The following is a 20,515-nucleotide window of genomic DNA, read 5'->3' as shown; positions in this document are numbered from 1 at the left end:
CCTGCCGGCGCAGGAGGTGTGCCGTGACCGAGGCGCCCCAGACCACCCGTGGCGACGACGTCGCCGCGCCCGCCTATGCCAGCCCGCTGCTGGGCCGCCACGGTGCCGTGGCGGCCACCGGCCCGGACGCCGGCGTCGCCTGGCACTACGGCGACCCCGTGGCCGAGCAGCGTGCCCTGGCGCGCGGGGGCGCCGTCGTCGACCAGTCGCACCTGGGCGTGGTGCGGGTGGCCGGCCCGGACCGGTTGCGGTGGCTCAACGACATCACCTCGCAGGAGCTGGCGGCGCTGGCGCCGCGCACGTCCACCGAGACGCTCGTGCTCAGCCCGCACGGCCACGTGGAGCACGCGGCGAGCGTGGTGGACGACGGCGAGGCCACCTGGCTGATCACCGAGGCGGACCACGCGGCCCCGCTGGCGGCCTGGCTCGACCGGATGCGGTTCATGCTGCGGGTCGAGGTCGCGGACGTGACCGGCGAGTGGGCGGCCCTCGGGGAGCCGGTCGCCGCCGAGGGGGCCGAGGACGAGCCGCTGACCTGGTGGGACTCGTGGCCGCGCGTGGCCGCCGGTGGCACCCGCTACGGCCCGCCCGAGGGCGAGCACCCGGGCATGCAGCGGCCGTGGCGGCTGGTGCTGGTGCCGCGCGAGCGGCTGGCAGCCGAGGTCGCGGTGCGCGAGGCGGCCGGCTGGCGCCTGGCGGGCACGTGGGCCACCGAGGCGCTGCGCGTGGAGGCGTTCCGCCCCCGCCTGGCGCGCGAGGTGGACCACCGCTCGATCCCGCACGAGCTCGACTGGCTGCGCACGGCCGTCCACCTGCACAAGGGCTGCTACCGCGGCCAGGAGACGGTGGCACGCGTGCACAACCTGGGCCGCCCGCCGCGCCGCATGGTGTTCCTCCACCTGGACGGGTCGGGCCACGTGCTGCCCGATCCTGGTGCCGAGGTGCTGCTGGGGGACGGCGGGCGTGCGGTGGGCACGCTGACGTCGGTGGCCCGGCACCACGAGCTCGGCCCCGTGGGCCTGGCCGTGGTGAAGCGGAACGTGCCCGAGGACGCCGAGCTGCTGGTGGTGGGCGTCATCGGGGCGTCGCCGGACGGTACGGGCGGCGAGCGGGTCGAGGTCGCGGCGGCGCAGGAGACGGTGGTGCCCGGCGAGGGGGTCTCGGCCGACCGGCCGGAGGCGCGCGGCCCCGTGACGCGAGGTCTGTCGGCGCCTGGCCACCAGAGCCTGGTCTGAGCCGGGTGGCCGGTCGCGGGAGCCTCTCGGGGGCGCGGCGGTGAGCGTCGACGACGGCGCCGGGCCGGCGGCCCGCCTGGCGGGCACCGTGGTGCGCTCGCTCGTGCTGCGGGCCCGGGCGCGGCAGGGCTGGGCGCGCGTGCGGGCCTCGTTCTGGCCGATCGTGCAGGCGTCCCTGGCCGCGGGCGTGGCCTACGGCATCGGCCACTACGTGCTCGGGCACGCGCAGCCGTTCTTCGCCGCGATCGCCGCGTGGGTCTGCCTGGGGTTCTCGTTCGAGCGTGACCTGCGCAAGATCGCCGAGGTGGCGCTCGGCGTCGCCGTCGGCGTGGGCATGGGCGACCTGGTGGTGCACCTCATCGGGTCCGGGTGGTGGCAGCTGGTGAGCGTGGTGCTGGTCTCCGCGCTCCTGGCCCGGTTCATCGACCGCGGGGCCGTGCTGGCCACCCAGGCGGGCACCCAGGCCGTCGTGGTCGTGGGGCTGCCGTCGCTCATGGACGGTGCGATCGGCCGCTGGACCGACGCCCTGGTGGGCGGTCTGGTCGCCCTCCTCGTGGCGCTCCTGACCCCGGGCGACCCGCGCCGCGGCCTGCGCACCCTGGGGACGAACGCCACCAACGCGCTGGCCGCGACCGTGGAGATGCTCGCGACGGCGGTGCGCGACGGCGACGAGAAGGGCATGCACGCCGCGCTGGTCCGCGGGCGCGCGGCGGACCCGGCGCTCACGGAGTGGCTCGACCGCGCGCACGCGGCCGCCGACCAGGCCCGGGTCAACGTCAACCGGGTGCACCGCGAGGAGCTGGTGCGGCTGGAGGAGCAGGCCGTGCTGGTGGAGCGGGCGATGCGCAGCGTGCGCGTGCTGGCCCGCAGGGCGCCGTCGGGCCTGCGCCGCGCCGACCCCCAGGACCGCGCGCGGCTCGCCGACCTGCTGGACCGCTACGCCGCGGGGCTGCGCCTGCTGACCTCCGCCGTCGCCACCGGCCAGGACCCGGCCACCGCCCGCGAGACCCTGCTCGAGCTCGCGCACGACGCCGACCCGCGGGCCGCCGCCGACGACTGGAACGTGCAGGCGCTGGTGCTGCTGCTGCGCTCGCCCGTGGTCGACGCCCTGGAGGCCGCGGGCGTGGACCCCGACGAGGCACGGGCCGCGCTGACCGAGCTCTGAGCCACCCACGGCGGACGGGGTCTGGTCGTGACGACGGCGCGCCGGTACCGTCGTCGCCCATGGAGGTCGCCGTGAGCGCGCTGCGCGCCGAGCTCAAGTCGTGGATCGAGAGGGCTCGTGCCGGCGAGGAGGTCGTCATCACCGACCGCGGGCTGCCCGTCGCCCGGCTCTCGGGCATCGACGCCGCCGACCTCGTGCAGGGGCTGGTGCGGGACGGCCTGCTCACCCCCGCGCAGGTCGAGCGCCCGGCGCACACGGCCCCGCAGGCGCCGTCGGGCGAGGTCCCCGTGGCCGCCGGGCGCGCCTCGCGCGGGGCGGCTGCCGTGTCCGGCCTGGTGCGCCGCATCCGCCGCTGACGGCGGCCGAGGAGAGGGAGACAGATGGCGATCGTGTACTTCGACGCGTCAGCGCTCGTGAAGCTGTGCCTCCCCGAGCCGGGGTCGGCGCTGGCGTCCGCGCTGTTCAACCGGGCCGACCTCGCGGTGACCAGCCGCATCGCCGACGTCGAGGTGCGGGCGGCGCTCGCGGCGGGGGAGCGGGCGGGGCTGCTCGACGCCGCCGGGCACGCGGACGCCGTCGCGGCGTGGGAGCGCCTGTGGCCGGCGATGCACGTGGTGGAGATGGGCGACCAGGTGGTGCGTGCCGCGGCCGACCTCGTGGCCTCCAGCCCGGTGCCGTTGCGGGCGGGGGACGCGATGCACGTGGCCTCCGCGCTGACCGTGGCGCACCCGGAGACGGTGGTGGCGGCGTGGGACGAGCACGTGGCGGGTGCCGCCCGGGCACGGGCCCTCACGGTGCTCCCCTGAGCGGCGTGCTCCCGTAGGCTCCCTCCGTGTCCATCATCGGGAGCTTCCAGCTGTTGCTGATCGCCGTGCTGGCGGTCGGGATCGTCGCCTTCCAGGTCGTGGCCCTCGTGGACGCCGTGCGGCGCCCGCAGCGGGCGTTCGCGGCCGAGGGCAAGCAGACCAAGCAGCGGTGGCTGCTGTTCCTGGGCATCGCCCTGGTCATCGGTGTGCTGGGCCTGCCGCCGAGCTACGTCACGGCGCCGATCCTCAACCTGATCTCGCTCGCCCCGGCAGTCATCTACTGGGTGGACGTGCGCCCTGCGATCAAGCCGTACGGCACCGGCAACGGTCCGCGGCGGCCCCGGGGTCCGCAGTGGTGAGCGCCGCCGCCCCGCAGCCCGGCACGGCGTCCGTGGCCGATGGTGCGGGGCTGCTCGCCGAGGTGGTGCGCGGCGAGCTGGTGGAGTCGGTGCACCTGGGTCACCTGGTGGTGCTGGCACCGTCGGGCGAGCCGGTGCTGACGGTGGGCGACCCGGGCGCGGTGGTCTACCCCCGCTCGTCCCTCAAGCCGTTGCAGGCCGTGGCGATGCTGCGCTCAGGGCTGGACCTGCCCGGCCGGCTGCTGGCGCTGGCCGCGGCGAGCCACAACGGCGAGCCGGTGCACCTCGACGGCGCGCGCGAGATCCTCGATGCCGCCGGCCTGGGGCTGGACGCGCTGCAGAACACCCCCGACCTGCCGCTGCACGCGCCGTCGGCCCTGGCGTGGCAGCAGGCGGGCCATGGTCCGGAACCGGTGGCGCAGAACTGCTCCGGCAAGCACGCGGCGATGCTGGCCACCTGCGTGGCCGCCGGCTGGGACACGGCCACCTACCGCGACCCGGGGCACCCGCTCCAGCGGGCGGTGGCCGACGTCGTGCGCGAGCTGACCGGTGACGAGGCCCCGCCGCACGTGACGGTGGACGGCTGCGGCGCACCGCTGCTGTCGACCACGCTCGAGGGTCTGGCCCGGGCGTTCGCCCGCATGGCCACGGCCCCCGAGGGGTCGGCGGAGGCCCAGGTGGCGGCTGCGATGTCCGCGCACCCGGAGATGGTGGGCGGCACCGGCCGGGACGTCACGGACGCGATGCGGGCCGTGCCGGGCCTGTTCTGCAAGGACGGGGCCGAGGGCGTCTACGCCGGCGCCCTGCCGTCCGGGGCCGCGTTCGCGTTCAAGGTGCTCGACGGCGCGGGCCGACCGCGTCCGGCGCTGCTCGCGGCGGTGCTGCGCGCGGCCGGGGCGCTGGACGTGCCGGGTGCGGACGCCGGCGCGCTCGACGCGCTCGGCACCGTGCCCGTGCTGGGGCACGGCGAGCCGGTCGGCGAGGTGCGCGTGCCTTTCGCGGCCGCCGTCGCGCCGGGCCGGGCCGCCGAGGTGCGCGCATGAGAGCCGTGGTGCAGCGCGTCACCCGTGCCAGCGTCACCGTCGACGGCGAGGTGGTCGGCGCGATCGACCGGCCCGGCCTGCTGGTGCTGGTCGGTGTGACGCACGACGACGGGCCTGCGCAGGCGGAGACCGTGGCCCGCAAGGTCGCGGAGCTGCGGATCCTGCGTGACGAGCGTTCGGTGACCGACGAGGGTGCGCCCGTGCTGGTCGTCAGCCAGTTCACCCTCTACGGGGACGCGCGCAAGGGCCGTCGGCCGAGCTGGGGCGCTGCGGCGCCGGGACCGGTGGCCGAGCCCCTGGTGGACGCCGTGGTCGAGTCGCTGCGCGCCCGAGGGCTCGAGGTCGCCACGGGTCGGTTCGGTGCCGACATGGCCGTCGATCTGGTCAACGACGGCCCCGTGACCCTCCTGCTCGAGGCCTGACGGAACCTGCGGCTCGCTCAGCGGCCGGTGCCGTGCACGGACAGACGGCGGCACCGCGGAGCGGGCCTGCGGACCGGCGGCCCCGGCGGATCGCACCACCGGGGCCGCCGTCGCCGTCAGCGCCCGTCCCTCACGCGCGACGACGCCTGGCCAGCACGACGACCGCCGTGCCGAGTGCGAGGAGCACGGCCGCCCCGATGACGGTCCCGGCCACCTGGGCGCCGGTGGTGGGCAGCCACGAGGATCCCGGGACCACGGGGGCCGACCCGGGCTGCGCCGCACGAGCACCCGGTAGACCGGCCCCTGCGCCACCGGGTGCTCCGGCCGCGGGCGTGGACGTCGCACCGCTCGGCGGGTTCCCGGCCGGAGCCCCGGGCGGGTTGGTCGCGCAGTCGGGCGACGACGGCGGATAGGCCACCGTCACCGTGGCCTCGGGGTTGACCTGGAACAGCACGTCCACCGAGGGGCGTACCCAGTCGAACTCGTCGCCCTCCACCCAGGTGTCGCCCTCGAGGCGCCAGCCGGGCCAGTCGAGCGGCTCGCCCGCGGGGCCGACGACGGCGCCGGGCCACAGCACGCGACCGGACATCGGCAGGCCGGCCTGGACGACGTCGTCGCCGCCCGGGTCGATCCACGTGATCGTGACGCTGCTGGCCTCGGTGCCGGTGACGTCCACGGCGTAGCGCAGGTAGGGCACGTCGCCGTCGCAGATCGGTTCCAGCACGGTCAGGTCGAGCGTCGGGGGAGGCGGCGGGGCGTACCCCGGCGGCTCGGGTGCGGGGCCGACGTCGGCCGAGGCGGGCGGGGCCAGCAGGATCGCTCCGGAGAGGAGGATCGCCAGCGCTGCCGCACGGGCGGCGGCGCTGGCGAGGAGGTGAGGCGGGGCGGTGCGAGGTCGTGCAAGGCGGTGTGCGCTCATGGCCGTGTCCCTCGTCGGTGGCGGCCCCCTGTGCCTTCCACGCTAGGCACGTGCTCGTCCGGAGCGAATCACCCGGGGGCGGGTGAAAGGTGGCCCGGTCGGCGCCTTTCACCCGGGGCGTCCCCTCAGCCGCAGGCGGGCACCGGTGCGCTCAGGAGCCCCCCGGCGTGAGCGGTCGGCGTCGACCACACGTCGAGGGTGGTGGGGTGCCCGCCCGGCGCTGCGGTCGCGGCGTGCGGCAGCAGGCTCTCGACCCGCACCGTGGTCGAGTCCCCGGGCGCGAGCGTCACGGTGGTGGAGGCGAGGTGGCGGCCGTCGAGCCGGGCGGTCTGCGCCCCGAGCGGGATGGCGGCACCGCCCGGGTCGCGCTGGAGCCGGGGTGCGTCCGCGTCCCGTGGCGCGGCCACGCGCAGCACGGCTCGCACGGTGCCGGGCGGGACGTCGCCGCCGGGCGGGCCCGCCACGTACCGGGGCAGCACGGTGCCGGCGTCGGCGGGGGCTGTGGAGGCCAGGGTGACGTCGACCGTGTCGAGCCGCCCTTGCGCCGTGCAGCGGGAGGAGACCAGGTGCACGGAGGAGTCCAGGTACCAGGTCATCTTCCCCACGACCGTGTCGTCGAGGAACACCCCCAGGGCTCCGGCGGCGCTCGGGGAGGACAGGAAGGCGCCGGCCAGGAGCGTGCCGTCGAGGCGCTGCCGCTCGTCCGGCCGGGCGGACCAGACGAGCAGGCGGCGCTCGGCCGCGGCCTGCCGCAGGGCGGGCAGCACGTCGGCCGGGGCGATGTCGGGCGACCCGAGCCGGCCGAGGACGGCGGCGGTGACCTGCGCGTAGAAGGCGTCGGCCTGCTCCGGCTCGAGCACGGTGTAGATCTGGTTCTCCAGCAGCGCGACCGCGTCGTCGGGCCCCACGGTGACGGTGGGGCTGCCGAACCGTGCGGCGGCGTCAGGGGGGACGGCCACCTCGACGGGGCCGGTGACGCGCAGCAGGTGCGCCAGGGCGACCGGGTCGGTGGCCAGCACGCCGTCGACGTCCTCGCCCTGCGACGCGGCCCACATGCCGGCGGCGAGGGTGGCGGTGGTGGGGAACTCGGGGGTGAGCGTGAGGTCCTGCACGTGCGTGCCGAGCCGCTCGGTGAAGACGGCGGCGGCCTGCGGGTCGAGCGGCAGCACCGGGGTGGGGAACGGGCCGACCTCGCCGGTGGAGACCTGGCGGACCACCTCGATGCGCCCGCCGTCGGCACGCAGCAGGGCCAGGGCGCCCGGGATGCCTCCCGCGGTGCGCAGCTCGGCGTTGTTCATCGCGAGCAGCAGGTAGGTGCGCGGCCCGTCCGCGCCGAGCATGGCGGGCAGCAGCGTCGCCGCACGGTCGGCCGTGGCCACGGTGGAGGCGAGGTCGTCGACGCGCCCGCGCAGGGTCTCCATGGGCTGGGCGAGCGGGTCCATGACCTCGTCGGCGTCGATCTGACCGAGCCGGGAGCGCACGTCGGTGAGCGTCGCGTCGGCCTGCTGGACGCGGGGGGCCACGGCGCGCAGGGCGTCCAGGTCCAGGCCGCCGTCGGGTGTGCGGGCGGTGAGCGCCACCGTCTCGCGGGCGTCCACCAGCACGGGGGCGACGTCGTGCGCGACGTCGTCGAGCGCGGCCGCGATGACGGCCACGGCGTGGAGCGTGGGCCCGACGGCGGGCAGGTGCGCCGCCGCCGCCCACAGCGGGCCGCCTGTCGCGGCCCGCGCCTCCCCGGTGTCGCGCTGGAGCGCGGCGAGCTGCGCGGACAGGGCGGCCGGGTCTCCGTCACCGCTCGCCGCGGCCTCGAGGGCGGGCATGCGGTCCCCGGCCGAGGTCAGCGCCCTGCTCGCGGCGCGGGCGTCGCGGGCCAGGAGCAGCGCGCACACGGCCAGGACGAGCAGCACGGCCACGATGCAGGCGGCCACCCAGCGGCCCAGGTGGCGCCGTCGTGGCGCGCGAGGAGGAGGAGACGCAGGAGAACGCCCGGGAGGGTGCTCCGGAGACGCGGCGGGGGCGGCCGCGGCGGGCGCACCGCCTGCCGGCCCGTCCTCGGACCGGGGGACCAGCGGCGCGCGGCGCTCGGTCGGCACAGGTCCACGCTAGGCAGGCCGGGGCGGAACGGTCTTCGCCCACCGGCGGGTGAAAAGCGCGGACGGCGGCTGGGAGTCGTCCGGAAGAACTTCGGTGACTCGTGCAAGGTTGCCTGCCCGTGCGACAGATTCGGGGCATGGACCAGTCCCGTGCGACCGCGCGCCGCCGCGTGCCGTGCGCTCCCAGCCCGGCAGGCGCCCGGTGAGCGCGCGCGACCACGCGTGGTTCGACGCGCTGTTCACCGAGCACTCCGGCCGCCTGCACCGCTACTTCGTGCGCCGTCTGCCCGGCTCCGGGTCGCGCGCCGAGGCCGCCGAGGATCTCGCGGCCGAGGTGCTGGCCACCGCCTGGCGCCGGCGGGAGGACGTCCCGGAGGGAGCCGAGCTGCCGTGGCTCTACCGCACCGCGGGGTTCGTGCTGGCCAACCACCGGCGCAAGACGCAGGCGCTGCCGCTCGCCGTCGTGCCCGACGAGCCCGACGACGTCGGCCCCGCGACGCTGGCGATCGACGACGACCGGGTGCGGCGCGTGCTGGGCCGCCTGTCGCCGCGCGACCGGAGGCTGCTGCTCCTCGTGGCGTGGGACGGCCTCGGCGGCGACGACCTCGCCGCCGTGCTGGGCATCTCCCGCGGCGGGGCCGACGCCGCCCTGTCCCGTGCCCGGGCGCGCCTGCGCGTCGCCTGGGACACGGAGGAGTCGGCGTCGGACGGCGACGACGCGCGCACGCAGGGCAGCTCGGCGCGCTGAGGCGCGCCGCCGCGCCGGGCCGGCGCGGGCACGAGCCGCCGCGCAAGCCGGGCGGCACCAGGGACACAGAGGGGGTGCGGCCGCGACACCGCTGGCCGCCAGCAGGAGGAGGACCACCATGAACGACGAGCAGCGGAGCCCCGGCACCGACGACTGGGACGACGGCGTCCTCGACCGCGTCGCGGCCGCCGACCCGGCCGCCGACCTCGACGTGCGCGAGGGAGTGCTGCGCGCCAAGGTGGACGACCTCCTCGGTGCCACCGGCCCGGGCGGGCAGGCCGGCCCTGCCGCCGAGACCGCCGCCGGCACCGGCACCGGGATGGCGGCCGAGAGCGCGGCCGACGGGGAGGACACCGCCCCGACCACGTCGCCCACCGCCCCCGCGCCGGGCGACGAGCTGGCGGCCCGGCGCGCCCGCCGGCCCCGCACGTCGTGGCTGGTCGCCGCTGCCGCCGCCACCGTGGTCGCGGTGGGCGGGGCGAGCTACCTGGCGGGGACGGAGTCCAGGAGCGGCCCCACCGCCGGCCTCGCCGTCGCCTCGTTCGACATGGCGGCCGACGGCTTCGCCGAGGCGGGCGACGCCGCACCCCCCGTGTCCCTCGCCGCACCCGGTGGGAGTCGCGGCGAGGTCACCACGCTGCCGGAGGCGGAGGTCGCCGTCGGACCGGGCGACGTGAGCGGTGCCCGCGTCATGGCCGGCGGACCGTGGGGCCTGGGCCGCACCGTGTTCCACGCCCAGGGGCTGTCGGAGGACGCCGGCTCGGCCGAGGCGTTCGCGCTCGACCCGCGACCCGTGGCCGACGCCGCCACCGCCGCCCGCGTCGCAGCCGCCCTGGGCGTGCCGGGCGAGGTGCGCACGCAGGAGGGCGGCACCCCCTCCTGGGCGGTCGGGTCGCAGGACGGCAGCGGCGCCCAGGTGTGGGTGGCCGGCGACGGCCGCGGCAGCTTCGGCTACACCGACCCGGGGCGTGACCCGTGGACGTGCGCCGCTCCCGCGGCGGACGGCTCCTGCCCCACCCCGCAGCCCACCGGCGTCACCGACGACGAGGCCGCCGCGGCGCTCGCGGACGTCATGCGCCGGCTCGGCGTCGACCCGGCAGGGTACGAGGTGCAGGTGCGCCCGGCGGGCGAGGACGACCCCTCGCGGTGGGTCAGCGCCCGGCGCGTGGTGGGCGGCACCGCCACGGAGGACGCCTGGAGCGCCACGGTGACCGACGCCGGCGTGGTGGCGGTGGACGGCAGCCTGGCCGACGCCGTGCCGCTGGGCGAGTACCCCGTGGTGAGCCCGGCCGAGGCGGTCCGCCGCCTGGGCGACCCCAGGTTCGGGGCGAGCACGCCCACCACCCTGCCCGGCATCGCCGAGCTGCGCGTCGGGGAGGAGCAGGGGCCCACCGGGGTGCCCACCCCGCCCGCACCGGGCGCACCGCTGGCATGGCCCGTCACCGACGTGACCATCACCGGAGCGCGGCTGGGCCTGTCCCAGCAGTGGCTCCCCGACGGTTCGGTGGTGTTCCTGCCCGCCTACGAGCTCAGCGACGCCGAGGGAAGCACCTGGACGGTCACGGCCGTGGCCGACGCCGGGCTGGACTTCTCCCCGCGCTGACCCACCGGGGGCACGGCCCCGCCGCTTCGCGTCCGGCGGAACGGTCGGCAGGCACCCGCGCGCAGGACTAGCGTCAGAGGCGACGCCGTCCCACGACGGCAGCACGCCCCCGTACCGAAGGAGAGGCCATGCCCACCCGTACCGCACGCACCGCCTGGAACGGCACCCTCGAGCAGGGCTCCGGCCAGGTGGAGCTGACGAGCTCCGGTGCCGCGACGTTCGACGTCTCGTTCCCCCGCCGCGCGGCCGACGACGCCGAGGGCGTCACCAGCCCGGAGGAGCTCATCGCCGCCGCGCACGCCTCGTGCTTCGCCATGGCGTTCTCGGGCGAGCTGGGCGGCGCCGGCGCCACCCCGGAGCAGATCGAGGTCTCGGCCGACGTCTCGCTCGGGCCCGACCCGGCCGGCGGGTTCCGCATCCCCACCATCGCGATCACCGTGACCGGTTACGCCTCGGGCATCGACGCGGACGGCTTCAAGGCCGCCGCCGAGCGCGCCAAGGCGGGCTGCCCGGTGTCGAAGGCGCTCGCGGGCGTCGGCGAGATCACGCTGGACGTGACCTTCGAGGGCTGATCCGCGAGGTCGCCGCTGCGGCGGCGAGACGGCACCGCCCCGGCCTGGGAGGGAGCACCTCCGGGCCGGGGCGGTGCCGTCTGGGGCGTCTGGGCGTGGTGCCGTCTCGTCGCCGGTTCAGCCCCGCTCCCGGGACGACAGCGCGGGGGTGGCGGCGGGTCGGTCGCGCAGGAGGGCGTCGACCACCTCGACGAGGACGGCGCGGGCGGTGTGCTGCGGTGTCCAGCGCAGCACCCGGCGGGCGCGGGCGGCGTCGAGCAGCGGGGCCCGGGCCGCCATGTCGAACCAGCCCTCGCCCACGGGCACGGCCCGGGCTCGCCACGCGAGGGCGAGGCCGGTCCGTACGAGGCGGGGCGGCACCGGTGCGAGCCGGCCGCCCGCGAGGAGGTCGGCCAGGTCCTGGCCGGTGAGCACCTCGTCGGTGGTCAGGTTGAACGGTCCGGGGTGACGCCCGACGACGGCGGTGCGCACGGCGGCCGCGGCGTCGTCGGCGTGCAGGGCCTGCAGGCGGAACCCGGCGGGGAAGGGCAGGAGGGGGAACCGGGGGCGGCCGCCGTGCGGCCCGGCACCCGGCCGGCCGAGGAGGCGCACGGCGCGGGCGCCGGCAGCGCCGAGGAACAGGCGGCCCACCTCGGGCCCGGCGTCCGCCTGGAACATCAGCGCGGGCCGGAACCGGGTCACCGCCAGGTGCGGGTGGTGCTCCTCGACGTCGTCGAGGAGGCGTTCGGTGGCCACCTTGTCCACGGAGTACGACGACGACGCGATCCCGTCGCGGTCCCAGTCCTCGTCGACGGCGTGGTCGTCGGCGGGGCCGGGGGAGTAGACGCCGGACGAGGAGAGCACCACCAGGTGCGGCACGTGGTTGCGCAGCACGGCGTCGACGACGGCGCGCGCCCCGCCCACGTTGACCTGCTCGAGCCGGTGCCTGTCGTGGCTGGGCTGCACCGCCCAGGCGAGGTGGACGACGGCGTGCGCCCCGCCGAGGGCCTCGTCCAGACCGGCGCGTACCCGTCCGGGCGGGCCGGTCAGGTCCACCGGGACCCACGACGCGCGGTCGTAGGGGTGCCCGGCCCCCGGGGCGGGCACCCGCCGGGCGACCCCGACGAGCTCGCTGACGACGGGCTCCGCCGCGAGGGCGCGCAGCACCGCGGTGCCGATGTTCCCGGTGGCCCCCACGACGACGACCCGCATGCCCGCTCCCTCGTGCCGGTGGATCTCGCTGCTGGACCCTGCTGCCGGATCCTGCAGCCGAACCTAGCGACCCCGGCACCGGGCGGCATCCGGCCGGGGGCCGGCGGGGTCGGCGTGGTCGGCCGGGTCACCGCCGGGCACGCAGTGCGACAATCGGCCCGTGGCGGCTGCGACGACATCGACGACATCGGCGACCTCCCCGGCGACCACGGCCCAGGGCCGCTCCGCGGCGCCGTCCCGCACGGCCGACGAGCTGCGGGAGGCCGAGCGTGCCGCGGCGGTGGCGCGCGAGGCCGTGGCCGACGCGTTGCGCGCCGTCGTCTCCGGCGACGTCGACACCAGCTCCCGCCGCCGCGCCGAGTACTCGACCGACGCGTCCAACTACCGCGTGCTGCCCGACGCCGTGGTCTACCCGCGCAGCACCGAGGACGTCGTGGCGGCGCTGGACGTGCTGCGCGAGCTGGAGGTGCCGGTCACGGCCCGCGGGGCGGGCACGTCGGTGGCGGGCAACGCCGTCGGCCCCGGCGTGGTGCTCGACTTCTCCGCCCACCTCAAGCACGTGGTGAGCATCGACGCCGAGGCCCGCACCGCCGTCGTGCAGCCCGGCACGGTCATGTCCACCCTGCAGAAGGCCGCGGCCCGGCACGGGCTGCGGTTCGGGCCCGACCCGTCCACCCAGAACCGGGCCACGCTCGGCGGCATGATCGGCAACAACGCGTGCGGGCCGCACGCCGTCGCCTACGGGCGCACGGCCGACAACGTGCTGGAGCTCGACGTCGTCGACGGGCGCGGCCGCCGGTTCACCGCCGGGGCGGGCGACCCGGAGTTCGCCGCGGTGCCGGGGCTCAAGGAGCTCGTGCGGGAGAACCTGGCGCTGATCCGCACCCAGTTCGGGCGGTTCGGCCGGCAGGTCTCGGGCTACTCGCTGGAGCACCTGCTGCCGGAGAACGGCTCGGACCTCGCCAAGGCGCTGGTGGGCACCGAGGGCACGTGCGTGACGGTGCTGGGTGCGACCCTGCGGCTGGTGCCGGTGCCGCAGAAGCCGACCCTCGTGGTGCTCGGGTACCCGGACATGCCCTCGGCGGCCGACGACGTCCCGGCGCTCCTGGCCGTCGGGGACGGAGCCACCCCCCTGGCCGTCGAAGGTCTCGACGCCCGCCTGGTGGACGTGGTGCGCAGGGCGCAGGGGGAGACGCGTGTGCCGCCCCTGCCGGAGGGTGCGGGCTGGCTGATGATCGAGGTGGCCGGCGAGACGCAGGAGGAGGCGCTGGCGAACGCGCGGCGGATCGTCGCGGCGTCCTCCGCGCTGGACTCGCAGGTGCTGCCCGCCGGCCCGGACGCCACCGCGATGTGGCAGATCCGCGCCGACGGCGCCGGCCTCGCCGGCCGGACCCCGCCGCGACCGGCGGCGGAGGGGACGCCCGGCGGCGCGGGGAGCGCGGGGGGAGAGCAGGCCTGGCCCGGGTGGGAGGACTCCGCCGTCCCGCCGGAGCGGCTGGGTGCCTACCTGCGCGACCTCGACGCCCTCATGGCCCGCTACGGGGTGGACGGTCTGCCGTACGGCCACTTCGGTGACGGCTGCGTGCACCTGCGGATCGACATCCCGCTCGAGGCGTCCGGGTCCGTGCTGCGCACCTTCATGACGGAGGCGGCCGACCTGGTGGCCCGGCACGGGGGGTCGCTCAGCGGCGAGCACGGTGACGGCCGCGCCCGCTCGGAGCTGCTGCCCGTCATGTACAGCCCCGAGGCGATCGCGCTGCTGGAGCGGTTCAAGGCGCTGTTCGACCCGCAGGACCTCCTCAACCCCGGGGTGGTGGTGCGGCCGGCGGCGCTGGACGCGGACCTGCGGCGCCCCCAGGCGCTGCCGGTGCTCTCGCGCCGGCCCGTGGACCCGCGCGGCGGCGGGGCCCGTGACGGGGCGCTGCGCGGGGTGGCCCGCAAGACCGGGTACGCCGGCTTCTCGTTCGCGCACGACCACCACGACATGGCCACGGCCGTGCACCGCTGCGTGGGCGTGGGCAAGTGCCGGGCCGACAACCACGCCTCCGGCGGGTTCATGTGCCCCAGCTTCCAGGCCACGGGGGACGAGAAGGACGTGACCCGCGGGCGGGCGCGCGTGCTGCAGGAGGCCGTGAACGGCACGCTCGTGGGCGGCCTGTCGGCGCCGGAGGTGCACGAGTCGCTGGACCTGTGCCTGAGCTGCAAGGCGTGCTCGTCGGACTGCCCGGCCGGTGTGGACATGGCGCAGTACAAGTCCGAGGTGCTGCACCGGACGTACAAGGGGCGGCTGCGCCCGGTGGACCACTACGCGCTGGGCTGGCTGCCGCGCTGGGCCCGGCTCGTGGGGCCGTTCGCCGGGGCGGTCAACAAGGTGCTGTCCGTGCGGCCGCTGGCCCGCGCCGTGCTGTGGGCGGGCGGCATGGACACCCGCCGCCAGGTGCCGCGCTTCGCCGAGATGCCGTTCCGCACGTGGTGGCGGCGCGGGTACGCGACCGGCGGTGTGCCGCCGGAGGTGTCCGGGGGTGCGACGCCGGGCCGTCCCGGCGGCGGACGCCCGCGCGTGGTGCTGTGGACGGACTCGTTCAGCGACGCGCTCTCGCCCTCGGTGCCCCAGGCGGCGGTCAAGGTGCTGCGGGCCGCCGGCTACGACGTCGTCGTGCCCGACCAGGAGGCCTGCTGCGGCCTGACGTGGATCTCCACCGGCCAGCTCGACGGCGCCCGCCGACGGCTGGAGAAGCTGCTCGGCGTGCTGGGCCCGTACGCGGTCAACGGCATCCCGATCCTCGGCCTGGAGCCCTCGTGCACCGCCGTGCTGCGCTCCGACCTGCTGGACCTGTTCCCGGACGACCCGCGCGCCGCCGCCGTCGCGGCCGCCACCCGCACGCTGGCCGAGCTGCTCACCGAGCCGGGCACCGCACCGGCCGAGGAGACGGGCTGGCAGGTGCCCGACCTCTCGGACGTGAGGGCCGTGGTGCAGCCGCACTGCCACCACCACTCCGTCATGGGCTACCAGGCGGACGAGAGGCTGCTGCGCGACGCCGGCGCCCAGATCGAGGTGCTGGCCGGCTGCTGCGGCCTGGCCGGCAACTTCGGGATGCAGAAGGGCCACTACGACGTCTCGGTCAAGGTGGCCGAGAACGCGCTCCTGCCCGCCCTGCGCGACGCCGAGGAGGGCACCGGGTTCCTCGCCGACGGGTTCTCGTGCCGTACCCAGGCCGTGCAGCTCGCCGGCGTGGAGGGCAAGGCGCTCGTGGAGCTCATCGCCGAGCGGCTCTGAGGCGTCCTCTTGGTCTCGACGAGGGATGCGGCCCTCGCCGGACCAGGCGTACCCCCAGGCTTCGTCAGGTCGAGACCGGGTGACCGCCAGGGTGCGGCCGCCGACTTCGGGCTGTGGCTCCGGGCACGTAGTCTGCCGGGCGTGACCCTCCAGCTCCTGCCGTTCCCCGCGGCCGACTACGCCGCCTGGCGCGACCAGCAGGTCGAGCGCCGCCGCCGGTGGCAGTTCGCACCGCTGTGGGCCGACGGCGAGACCGCTGCCGCGAAGGCGCGCGCCGCCGTGGACCACCTGGCGCCCGCTGAGGGCCTGTCGGGCACGCAGCTCCACCGGGTGCTCGACGACGACCGTGAGGTGGGCTGGGTGTGGCTGGCCCGCCACCCCGGCGACCTCCTCGTGCTGGACGCCGACGTGGACGCCCCGGCCGACGAGCTGCTCGCCCTGCTGGAGTCCCACGCCCGTGCCGGCGACGCGACGCTCCTGCTGGTGGACCGGATGGCCGGGGCTCCCACCCCGACGGCGCTCGTGGCGGCGGGCGCGTTCGTGCCCACGGCCAGCAACATGGTGCTCGAGCTGGGAACCGTGACCGCCCCGGCGGCGGGCCCCGGAGCGGGCGGGCCTGAGGCTGCCCGGAGCGAGGTCGGCGACGGTGCGGCGGGCACCGCTGGGGTCGACGGGGTCGACGAGGCTGCTGCGGTCGACGGGGCGGACGGGGCCGCTGTGGCCGGGGCGGTCGGCGTGCTGACCGGGGCCGGGGCCACGCCGGACGCCGGGCCCGCGGCGCGGCAGCCTGTCACCCGGTTCGCCGGGCTGGCGGGTGCCGAGGCCGAGCCGGACACCGACCCCGAGGCCGAGCCGGGGCAGGCGGTGGTGCGGCTCGTGCCCATGACCCCGGAGTCCTTCGAGTCCTATCTCGCAGGGGCGGTCGAGGAGTACGCCCACGAGCTGCACGACTCGGCGGGCGGCACGTTCGAGGACGCGCTGGCGCGCGCCCACCAGGAGTACGAGGAGCTGCTGCCCCGGGGTCTCGAGTCGGACGGTCAGCTGCTGTTCGACGTCCAGGACGCCACCACCGGCGAGGTGGCGGGCGTGCTGTGGCTGGGGCTGCGACCGCCGTCGGCCGCGTTCGTGTACGACGTGCACCTGCGGCCCGAGCACCGGGGCCGCGGCCTGGGGCGGGCCACCATGCGTGCCGCCGCGGCGTGGTGCCGCGAGGCCGGGCTCGACGTGCTGGGGCTGAACGTGTTCGGTCACAACACGGTGGCCCGGTCGCTGTACGACTCGCTGGGCTACCGCGTGGTGGTGGAGGAGATGCGCCTGCCGCTGCCGCCCGCGCCGCCGGTCACCGGGCCTCGCTGAGCGGGCGGTCCGCCGCGGTCCGCGCGAGGGCCTCGGGCGCGACAGCCGGCGTGGTCAGCGCGCGGCGCTGCTCGTGCTCTCGACGCTGACGGAGCCCACGCCCCGCACGTCCCCCGCCTGGCCTCCGGCGGTCCACACGGCGAGGAACCCTGCCGCGGCGATGAGGACGGCCACCACCGCGGCCGCGATCGCTCCCGCGGTGACGTCGCCGCGCTGCAGGCGGCCAGACTTGCTCATGCCCTCACTATGTCCCCACCACCAGGGCTCTTGCACGCCCCGGGGCGTGTGGTGAGTGCCACCATGTCGCCATGGAGTTCCAGGACGTCGTCCGCCGCCGCCGCATGGTGCGGTCGTTCACCGACGAGCCCGTGGCGCCCGAGCACGTGGACCGGTTGCTGAGCAACGCGGTGCGGGCACCGAGCGCCGGGTTCACCCAGGGCTGGTCGTTCCTCGTGCTGGAAGCGCCGCAGGACCGGGAGCGGTTCTGGGCCGCGGCCTCGCCGGCGTCGTCGTCACGTGACATGTCGGCCTGGCGGGCCGGTATGGGCCGGGCGCCCCTGATCGTGGTGCCGATGGCCTCGAAGGCCGCCTACCTGGGCCGGTACGCCGAGCCGGACAAGGCCGGGGCCGGGCTGGCGAGCCCGGGCGCGTGGACCCCGGAGGACGAGGCGCGCTGGCCGGTGCCGTACTGGCACGTGGACGCCGGGATGGCGTCCCTGCTGATCCTGCAGACCGCCGTGGACCTGGGGCTCGGTGCGTGCTTCTTCGGCATCGGCGCCGCCGAGCGTCCGGCGTTCCACGAGGCGTTCGGCGTGCCCGCCGCGTGGGAGCCCACGGGGGCGATCGCCGTCGGGCACCGGGCCGACCCGGGCGAGGGCGCGGCAGGCTCTCCCTCGCGGCGCCGGCGCCGACCCCTGGACGAGGTGGTGCACCGGGGCCGGTTCGGCGCCTGAGAGGGTGTCAGCCCGCGAGGCGGGCCCGCGCGGCAGCCGGCAGCTGGTCCCAGTCGTCGATCGTGTCCAGGTCGGCGGCCGTCCCGGGATGCTGCACGACGACGGCGCGCAGCCCCCGGCGTGCCGCCTCGGCCTCGTGCGCGCCGCGGGAGCCGGCGCCGAAGCGGAAGTCGTAGGCCGCGCCTGCGGGCAGGGCGAGCAGGTTGGTGCCGGTGCCGTGCCGGTCGGTGGCGACGACGACGTCGGCCTCCCGCGCGGCGCCGAGCAGGGCGGTGACGTCGCCGGGCGTGATCGCGGGCAGGTCCGCGTGGGCCACCAGCAGCACGGCGTCGGGGGAGGTGGCGCGCACGTGCTCCCGGGCGACGTCGAGCGCCGCGTTGAGGCCGGGCCGGTCCGCGGGCTGCGCCAGCACCTCCAGGGAAGCCGGGCGCACGCCGTGCTCGCCGTGCCCCTCGTGCGCGCCGCCCGCGGGGCCGGGGCCGCCGAGCCCCGCCAGCACCTCTTCCACGAAGGCCACGTCCGCCGTCACCACCAGCACCCACCCCACGCCGTCCGACTCCCGGAGCGTGCCCACCACGTGCCGCGCCAGCGCCGCCACCAGACGGCGGCGCTCGTCCGGCGTCAGCGCGGCCGCGAGCCGCGACTTGCCCGAGACGCCGTCGCGCAGCGGCACGACGGCGACCACCTCCGGCCGGCCGGAGCCGCCGCTCACGGCAGCGCGTGCCCGACGGCGGACAGCAGCTCGCGGGCCAGGCGCTCGCGGCCGGCGGGGCCGCCCATGATCGTGTCGGTCGCCAGCACGTCGAGCCCGAGGTCGCCGATGGCGGTCTCGAGGTGGGCGTCGGCGGAGTCGATCACCATGACGTCCACGAGACCCGCGTACAGGCGCGCGACGCCCAGGGCCGAGACCTCGTGGCCCAGCGTCTCCAGGATCTGCGCGGCCGGCCCCTTGACGGCCTGGCCGCCCACGATCGGGCTGACGGCCACCCGGCGGCCGGCGCCCGCCTCGCCACGGGCGCGCACGGCGTCCCGCACGCCGGGCACCCCGAGCACCGGCTCCACGGACAGGAACGGGTTCGAGGGGGCCACCACGAGCAGGTCGGCACCCGTGACCGCGTCGAGCACGCCGGGGGCGGGGCGCGCGTCGGCCAGGCCCTCGTAGGCGACGTCGAGCACGGCGTCGGCGTGCTGCCTGCGCACGAAGTACTCCTGGAACGCCAGGCGCCCCGAGGGCGTGGTGAGCACCGTGGCCACCCGGTCGTCGGTGACGGGCAGCAGCCGTGGGGCGACGCCGAGCGAGGCGGCCAGGCGGGCGGTGACCGTGCTGAGCGGCTGCCCGGAACGCAGGGCGGCCGTGCGCACCACGTGGGTGGCCAGGTCCTTGTCCCCGAGGGTGAACCAGGTGTCCTCGCCCAGGCGCGCCATCTGCTCGAGCGTCGCGTACGTCTCCCCGCGCAGCCCCCAGCCGCGCTCCTCGTCGTTCAGCCCTGCCAGGGTGTACAGCACCGTGTCCAGGTCCGGGGAGATCCACAGGCCGTGCAGCTCGGTGTCGTCACCGACGTTGACGACGACGTCGAGGTCCGAGGGCCGGGGCAGGGCGAGGGCGAAGCCGTGGGCCAGGCGGGCGCCGCCGACACCTCCGGCGAGCACCGTGACACGGGGAGAGCTCACGCCGCCGAGCCTACGCCGAGGCGCCGCCGAGCCTACGCCGAGGCCCTGCCGCCTCCCGTCCCCGGTGCCGGGACCGGCGCACGGGACACCGCGTGCGGGTTCTGGCACGCGCGGTTCCTCGGCATGATGGGCCTATGGCTGTCTTCGCATTCTCCGTCGCCCCGCTCGGTGCGGGCGAGTCCGTCGCGGACCAGGTCGCCGAGGCCGTCCGCATCGTCCGTGAGTCGGGGCTGCCCAACCGCACCACGGCCATGTTCACCGAGATCGAGGGCGAGTGGGACGAGGTGATGCCCGTCATCAAGGCGGCCACCGACGCCGTCGGGCAGGGCGGGCACCGCGTCTCCCTGGTGCTCAAGGCCGACATCCGGCCGGGGTTCACCGGCCAGCTCGACGCCAAGGTCGCGCGCGTCGAGGAGCGCCTGGCCGCCGACGCCGAGGAGTCCGGCCACTCCTGACAACCTTCACCTCGTCGGACGTGGCACGTGTCACGGAAGTTCCGGCTGAGCCGCGTAAGGTATGGGCGACGTGCGGAGAAGGTCGCACGGCGCGGTCACCACCGCGCGAGCGTCGCCCGACGAGACGGGAGGTGGATCCGGTGCCGCTGTTCGAGGTCGAGGGAGACCGCCCTCAGATCGTCCCGGGGCCGCGCCCGCCCCGCCCCGGCGTGGGTACGAGCGCGCACCGCGTGGTCGAGTCCCACATCGACGGGCTCCTGGGCGAGCAGGTCTTCCCGGTCATCTCCGGCGAGGGGCCTGACGAGCCGCACCTGCTCGCGCTCGACGCGTCCGGCTCGCCGGTGGTGGTGGAGCTCGTCGCCCGGCTCGACGACGCCGCCCTGTCGCGCGCGCTGGACCACGCCGGCGCTGCCGGGCGCATGACGCGCGGGCAGCTCGCCGCCCGGTACCACGGCGGCGCGCACGCGTTCCAGCGCGACGTGGCCGAGTTCTACGACTCCGTGCCGGTCAAGCGCACCCAGCCCGGCCAGGGCGCCCGCCTCATCGTGATCTGCCAGGAGGCCGACGAGGACGTCCTCAACGCCGTCGACTTCCTGCGCCAGCCGACCATGCCGGTCGAGGTGCTGCGCCTGGGCGTGGTGCACGGG

20 protein-coding genes and 1 pseudogene are annotated in these 20,515 nt (G+C 77.0%); 15 read left to right on the top strand and 6 right to left on the bottom strand.

Annotation, left to right across the window (positions count from 1 at the left end):
- The first annotated feature begins 23 nt into the window (after window positions 1–23).
- Genes ygfZ through dtd form a run of 7 tightly spaced genes read left to right on the top strand, consistent with a single transcriptional unit; the run spans window position 24 to window position 5,030 of the window.
- Entirely contained in the window at window positions 24–1,235 is a 1,212-nt protein-coding gene (gene ygfZ / locus DNL40_RS15405) for a CAF17-like 4Fe-4S cluster assembly/insertion protein YgfZ (RefSeq protein ID WP_245885988.1), read from the top strand.
- A gap of 40 nt (window positions 1,236–1,275) precedes the next feature.
- Window positions 1,276–2,400, top strand: coding sequence for an FUSC family protein (locus DNL40_RS15400; protein WP_245885987.1), 1,125 nt, complete (start codon window positions 1,276–1,278; stop codon window positions 2,398–2,400).
- A 59-nt stretch (window positions 2,401–2,459) separates the two neighbouring features.
- Entirely contained in the window at window positions 2,460–2,756 is a 297-nt protein-coding gene (locus DNL40_RS15395; RefSeq protein ID WP_111252147.1) for a type II toxin-antitoxin system Phd/YefM family antitoxin, read from the top strand.
- Window positions 2,757–2,780: 24 nt separating this feature from the next.
- Window positions 2,781–3,206 (top strand): type II toxin-antitoxin system VapC family toxin, encoded by a 426-nt coding sequence (locus tag DNL40_RS15390; RefSeq protein ID WP_111252146.1) that lies wholly within the window; start codon window positions 2,781–2,783, stop codon window positions 3,204–3,206.
- Between the two features lie 26 nt (window positions 3,207–3,232).
- Window positions 3,233–3,565, top strand: a complete 333-nt coding sequence (locus tag DNL40_RS15385) for a DUF2516 family protein (RefSeq protein ID WP_245885986.1) — start codon at window positions 3,233–3,235, stop codon at window positions 3,563–3,565.
- Entirely contained in the window at window positions 3,559–4,608 is a 1,050-nt protein-coding gene (locus DNL40_RS15380) for an asparaginase (RefSeq protein WP_425450792.1), read from the top strand. The genes DNL40_RS15385 and DNL40_RS15380 overlap by 7 nt, the downstream gene beginning before the upstream one ends.
- Window positions 4,605–5,030: a D-aminoacyl-tRNA deacylase gene (dtd, locus tag DNL40_RS15375; protein WP_111252145.1), complete on the top strand. Its 426-nt coding sequence runs from the start codon at window positions 4,605–4,607 to the stop codon at window positions 5,028–5,030. Before DNL40_RS15380 ends, dtd begins: the two co-directional genes overlap by 4 nt.
- A 130-nt stretch (window positions 5,031–5,160) precedes the next feature.
- On the opposite strand, the gene DNL40_RS15370 is transcribed toward dtd, so the two are convergent.
- A complete protein-coding gene (locus DNL40_RS15370; protein WP_111252144.1) occupies window positions 5,161–5,949 on the bottom strand; it encodes an LPXTG cell wall anchor domain-containing protein in 789 nt (262 codons plus the stop codon).
- Window positions 5,950–6,074: 125 nt separating this feature from the next.
- On the bottom strand, window positions 6,075–7,856 hold the full coding sequence (locus DNL40_RS15365; protein ID WP_146252118.1) for a DUF4012 domain-containing protein: 1,782 nt from the start codon (window positions 7,854–7,856) through the stop codon (window positions 6,075–6,077).
- 388 nt (window positions 7,857–8,244) lie between these two features.
- On the opposite strand from DNL40_RS15365, the gene DNL40_RS15360 reads away from it, so the two are divergent.
- From DNL40_RS15360 to DNL40_RS15350, 3 genes are all read left to right on the top strand, one after another.
- Entirely contained in the window at window positions 8,245–8,790 is a 546-nt protein-coding gene (locus tag DNL40_RS15360) for an RNA polymerase sigma factor (RefSeq protein WP_245885985.1), read from the top strand.
- Window positions 8,791–8,908: 118 nt separating this feature from the next.
- On the top strand, window positions 8,909–10,393 hold the full coding sequence (locus DNL40_RS15355; protein ID WP_111252141.1) for a hypothetical protein: 1,485 nt from the start codon (window positions 8,909–8,911) through the stop codon (window positions 10,391–10,393).
- Between the two features lie 128 nt (window positions 10,394–10,521).
- Complete coding sequence (locus tag DNL40_RS15350; protein ID WP_111252140.1) at window positions 10,522–10,965, top strand: OsmC family peroxiredoxin; 444 nt, start codon at window positions 10,522–10,524, stop codon at window positions 10,963–10,965.
- A 117-nt stretch (window positions 10,966–11,082) separates the two neighbouring features.
- Here the strand turns inward: DNL40_RS15350 and DNL40_RS15345 are convergent, their stop codons facing one another.
- Window positions 11,083–12,156, bottom strand: coding sequence for an NAD-dependent epimerase/dehydratase family protein (locus DNL40_RS15345; protein ID WP_111252139.1), 1,074 nt, complete (start codon window positions 12,154–12,156; stop codon window positions 11,083–11,085).
- 253 nt (window positions 12,157–12,409) lie between these two features.
- Here DNL40_RS15345 and DNL40_RS15340 point away from each other — a divergent pair, with 253 nt between their 5' ends.
- Window positions 12,410–15,433, top strand: coding sequence for an FAD-binding and (Fe-S)-binding domain-containing protein (locus tag DNL40_RS15340; RefSeq protein ID WP_111252175.1), 3,024 nt, complete (start codon window positions 12,410–12,412; stop codon window positions 15,431–15,433).
- A 141-nt stretch (window positions 15,434–15,574) separates the two neighbouring features.
- Window positions 15,575–16,789: a GNAT family N-acetyltransferase gene (locus tag DNL40_RS15335; protein WP_111252138.1), complete on the top strand. Its 1,215-nt coding sequence runs from the start codon at window positions 15,575–15,577 to the stop codon at window positions 16,787–16,789.
- Between the two features lie 54 nt (window positions 16,790–16,843).
- On the opposite strand, the gene DNL40_RS15330 is transcribed toward DNL40_RS15335, so the two are convergent.
- Window positions 16,844–17,026 carry a hypothetical protein gene (locus tag DNL40_RS15330; protein ID WP_111252137.1) on the bottom strand — a complete coding sequence of 61 codons (183 nt, stop codon included), beginning with the start codon at window positions 17,024–17,026 and terminating at the stop codon, window positions 16,844–16,846.
- A gap of 71 nt (window positions 17,027–17,097) precedes the next feature.
- Between DNL40_RS15330 and DNL40_RS15325 the strand changes: the two genes are divergently transcribed.
- A complete protein-coding gene (locus DNL40_RS15325; RefSeq protein ID WP_111252136.1) occupies window positions 17,098–17,742 on the top strand; it encodes a nitroreductase family protein in 645 nt (214 codons plus the stop codon).
- A 7-nt stretch (window positions 17,743–17,749) separates the two neighbouring features.
- Here DNL40_RS15325 and cofC read toward each other — a convergent pair whose 3' ends face one another.
- Together cofC and cofD are read right to left on the bottom strand one after the other, a co-directional pair.
- Window positions 17,750–18,454 carry a 2-phospho-L-lactate guanylyltransferase gene (gene cofC / locus DNL40_RS15320; RefSeq protein ID WP_245885984.1) on the bottom strand — a complete coding sequence of 235 codons (705 nt, stop codon included), beginning with the start codon at window positions 18,452–18,454 and terminating at the stop codon, window positions 17,750–17,752.
- Window positions 18,451–19,413: a 2-phospho-L-lactate transferase gene (gene cofD / locus DNL40_RS15315; protein WP_111252135.1), complete on the bottom strand. Its 963-nt coding sequence runs from the start codon at window positions 19,411–19,413 to the stop codon at window positions 18,451–18,453. The genes cofC and cofD overlap by 4 nt, the downstream gene beginning before the upstream one ends.
- A 134-nt stretch (window positions 19,414–19,547) precedes the next feature.
- Between cofD and DNL40_RS15310 the strand changes: the two genes are divergently transcribed.
- Entirely contained in the window at window positions 19,548–19,868 is a 321-nt protein-coding gene (locus DNL40_RS15310) for an MTH1187 family thiamine-binding protein (protein WP_111252134.1), read from the top strand.
- 140 nt (window positions 19,869–20,008) lie between these two features.
- A pseudogene (locus DNL40_RS15305) lies at window positions 20,009–20,515 on the top strand (hypothetical protein); the annotation flags it as partial.

The organism is Xylanimonas oleitrophica (genome assembly GCF_003244315.1).
Taxonomy (GTDB): domain Bacteria; phylum Actinomycetota; class Actinomycetes; order Actinomycetales; family Cellulomonadaceae; genus Xylanimonas_A; species Xylanimonas_A oleitrophica.
Note: the sequence above shows the minus strand (reverse complement) of the source record. Positions and strands in the feature narration are given on the sequence as shown.

Excerpts from the sequence above, each read along its gene's own strand:
- DNL40_RS15345 (WP_111252139.1), bottom strand. The coding sequence starts at position 12,156 with ATGCGGGTCGTCGTCGTGGGGGCCACCGGGAACATCGGCACCGCGGTG.
- DNL40_RS15330 (WP_111252137.1), bottom strand. The coding sequence starts at position 17,026 with ATGAGCAAGTCTGGCCGCCTGCAGCGCGGCGACGTCACCGCGGGAGCG.
- DNL40_RS15370 (WP_111252144.1), bottom strand. The coding sequence starts at position 5,949 with ATGAGCGCACACCGCCTTGCACGACCTCGCACCGCCCCGCCTCACCTC.
- DNL40_RS15395 (WP_111252147.1), top strand. The coding sequence starts at position 2,460 with ATGGAGGTCGCCGTGAGCGCGCTGCGCGCCGAGCTCAAGTCGTGGATC.
- DNL40_RS15355 (WP_111252141.1), top strand. The coding sequence starts at position 8,909 with ATGAACGACGAGCAGCGGAGCCCCGGCACCGACGACTGGGACGACGGC.
- DNL40_RS15310 (WP_111252134.1), top strand. The coding sequence starts at position 19,548 with ATGGCTGTCTTCGCATTCTCCGTCGCCCCGCTCGGTGCGGGCGAGTCC.
- DNL40_RS15350 (WP_111252140.1), top strand. The coding sequence starts at position 10,522 with ATGCCCACCCGTACCGCACGCACCGCCTGGAACGGCACCCTCGAGCAG.
- dtd (WP_111252145.1), top strand. The coding sequence starts at position 4,605 with ATGAGAGCCGTGGTGCAGCGCGTCACCCGTGCCAGCGTCACCGTCGAC.
- DNL40_RS15390 (WP_111252146.1), top strand. The coding sequence starts at position 2,781 with ATGGCGATCGTGTACTTCGACGCGTCAGCGCTCGTGAAGCTGTGCCTC.
- DNL40_RS15325 (WP_111252136.1), top strand. The coding sequence starts at position 17,098 with ATGGAGTTCCAGGACGTCGTCCGCCGCCGCCGCATGGTGCGGTCGTTC.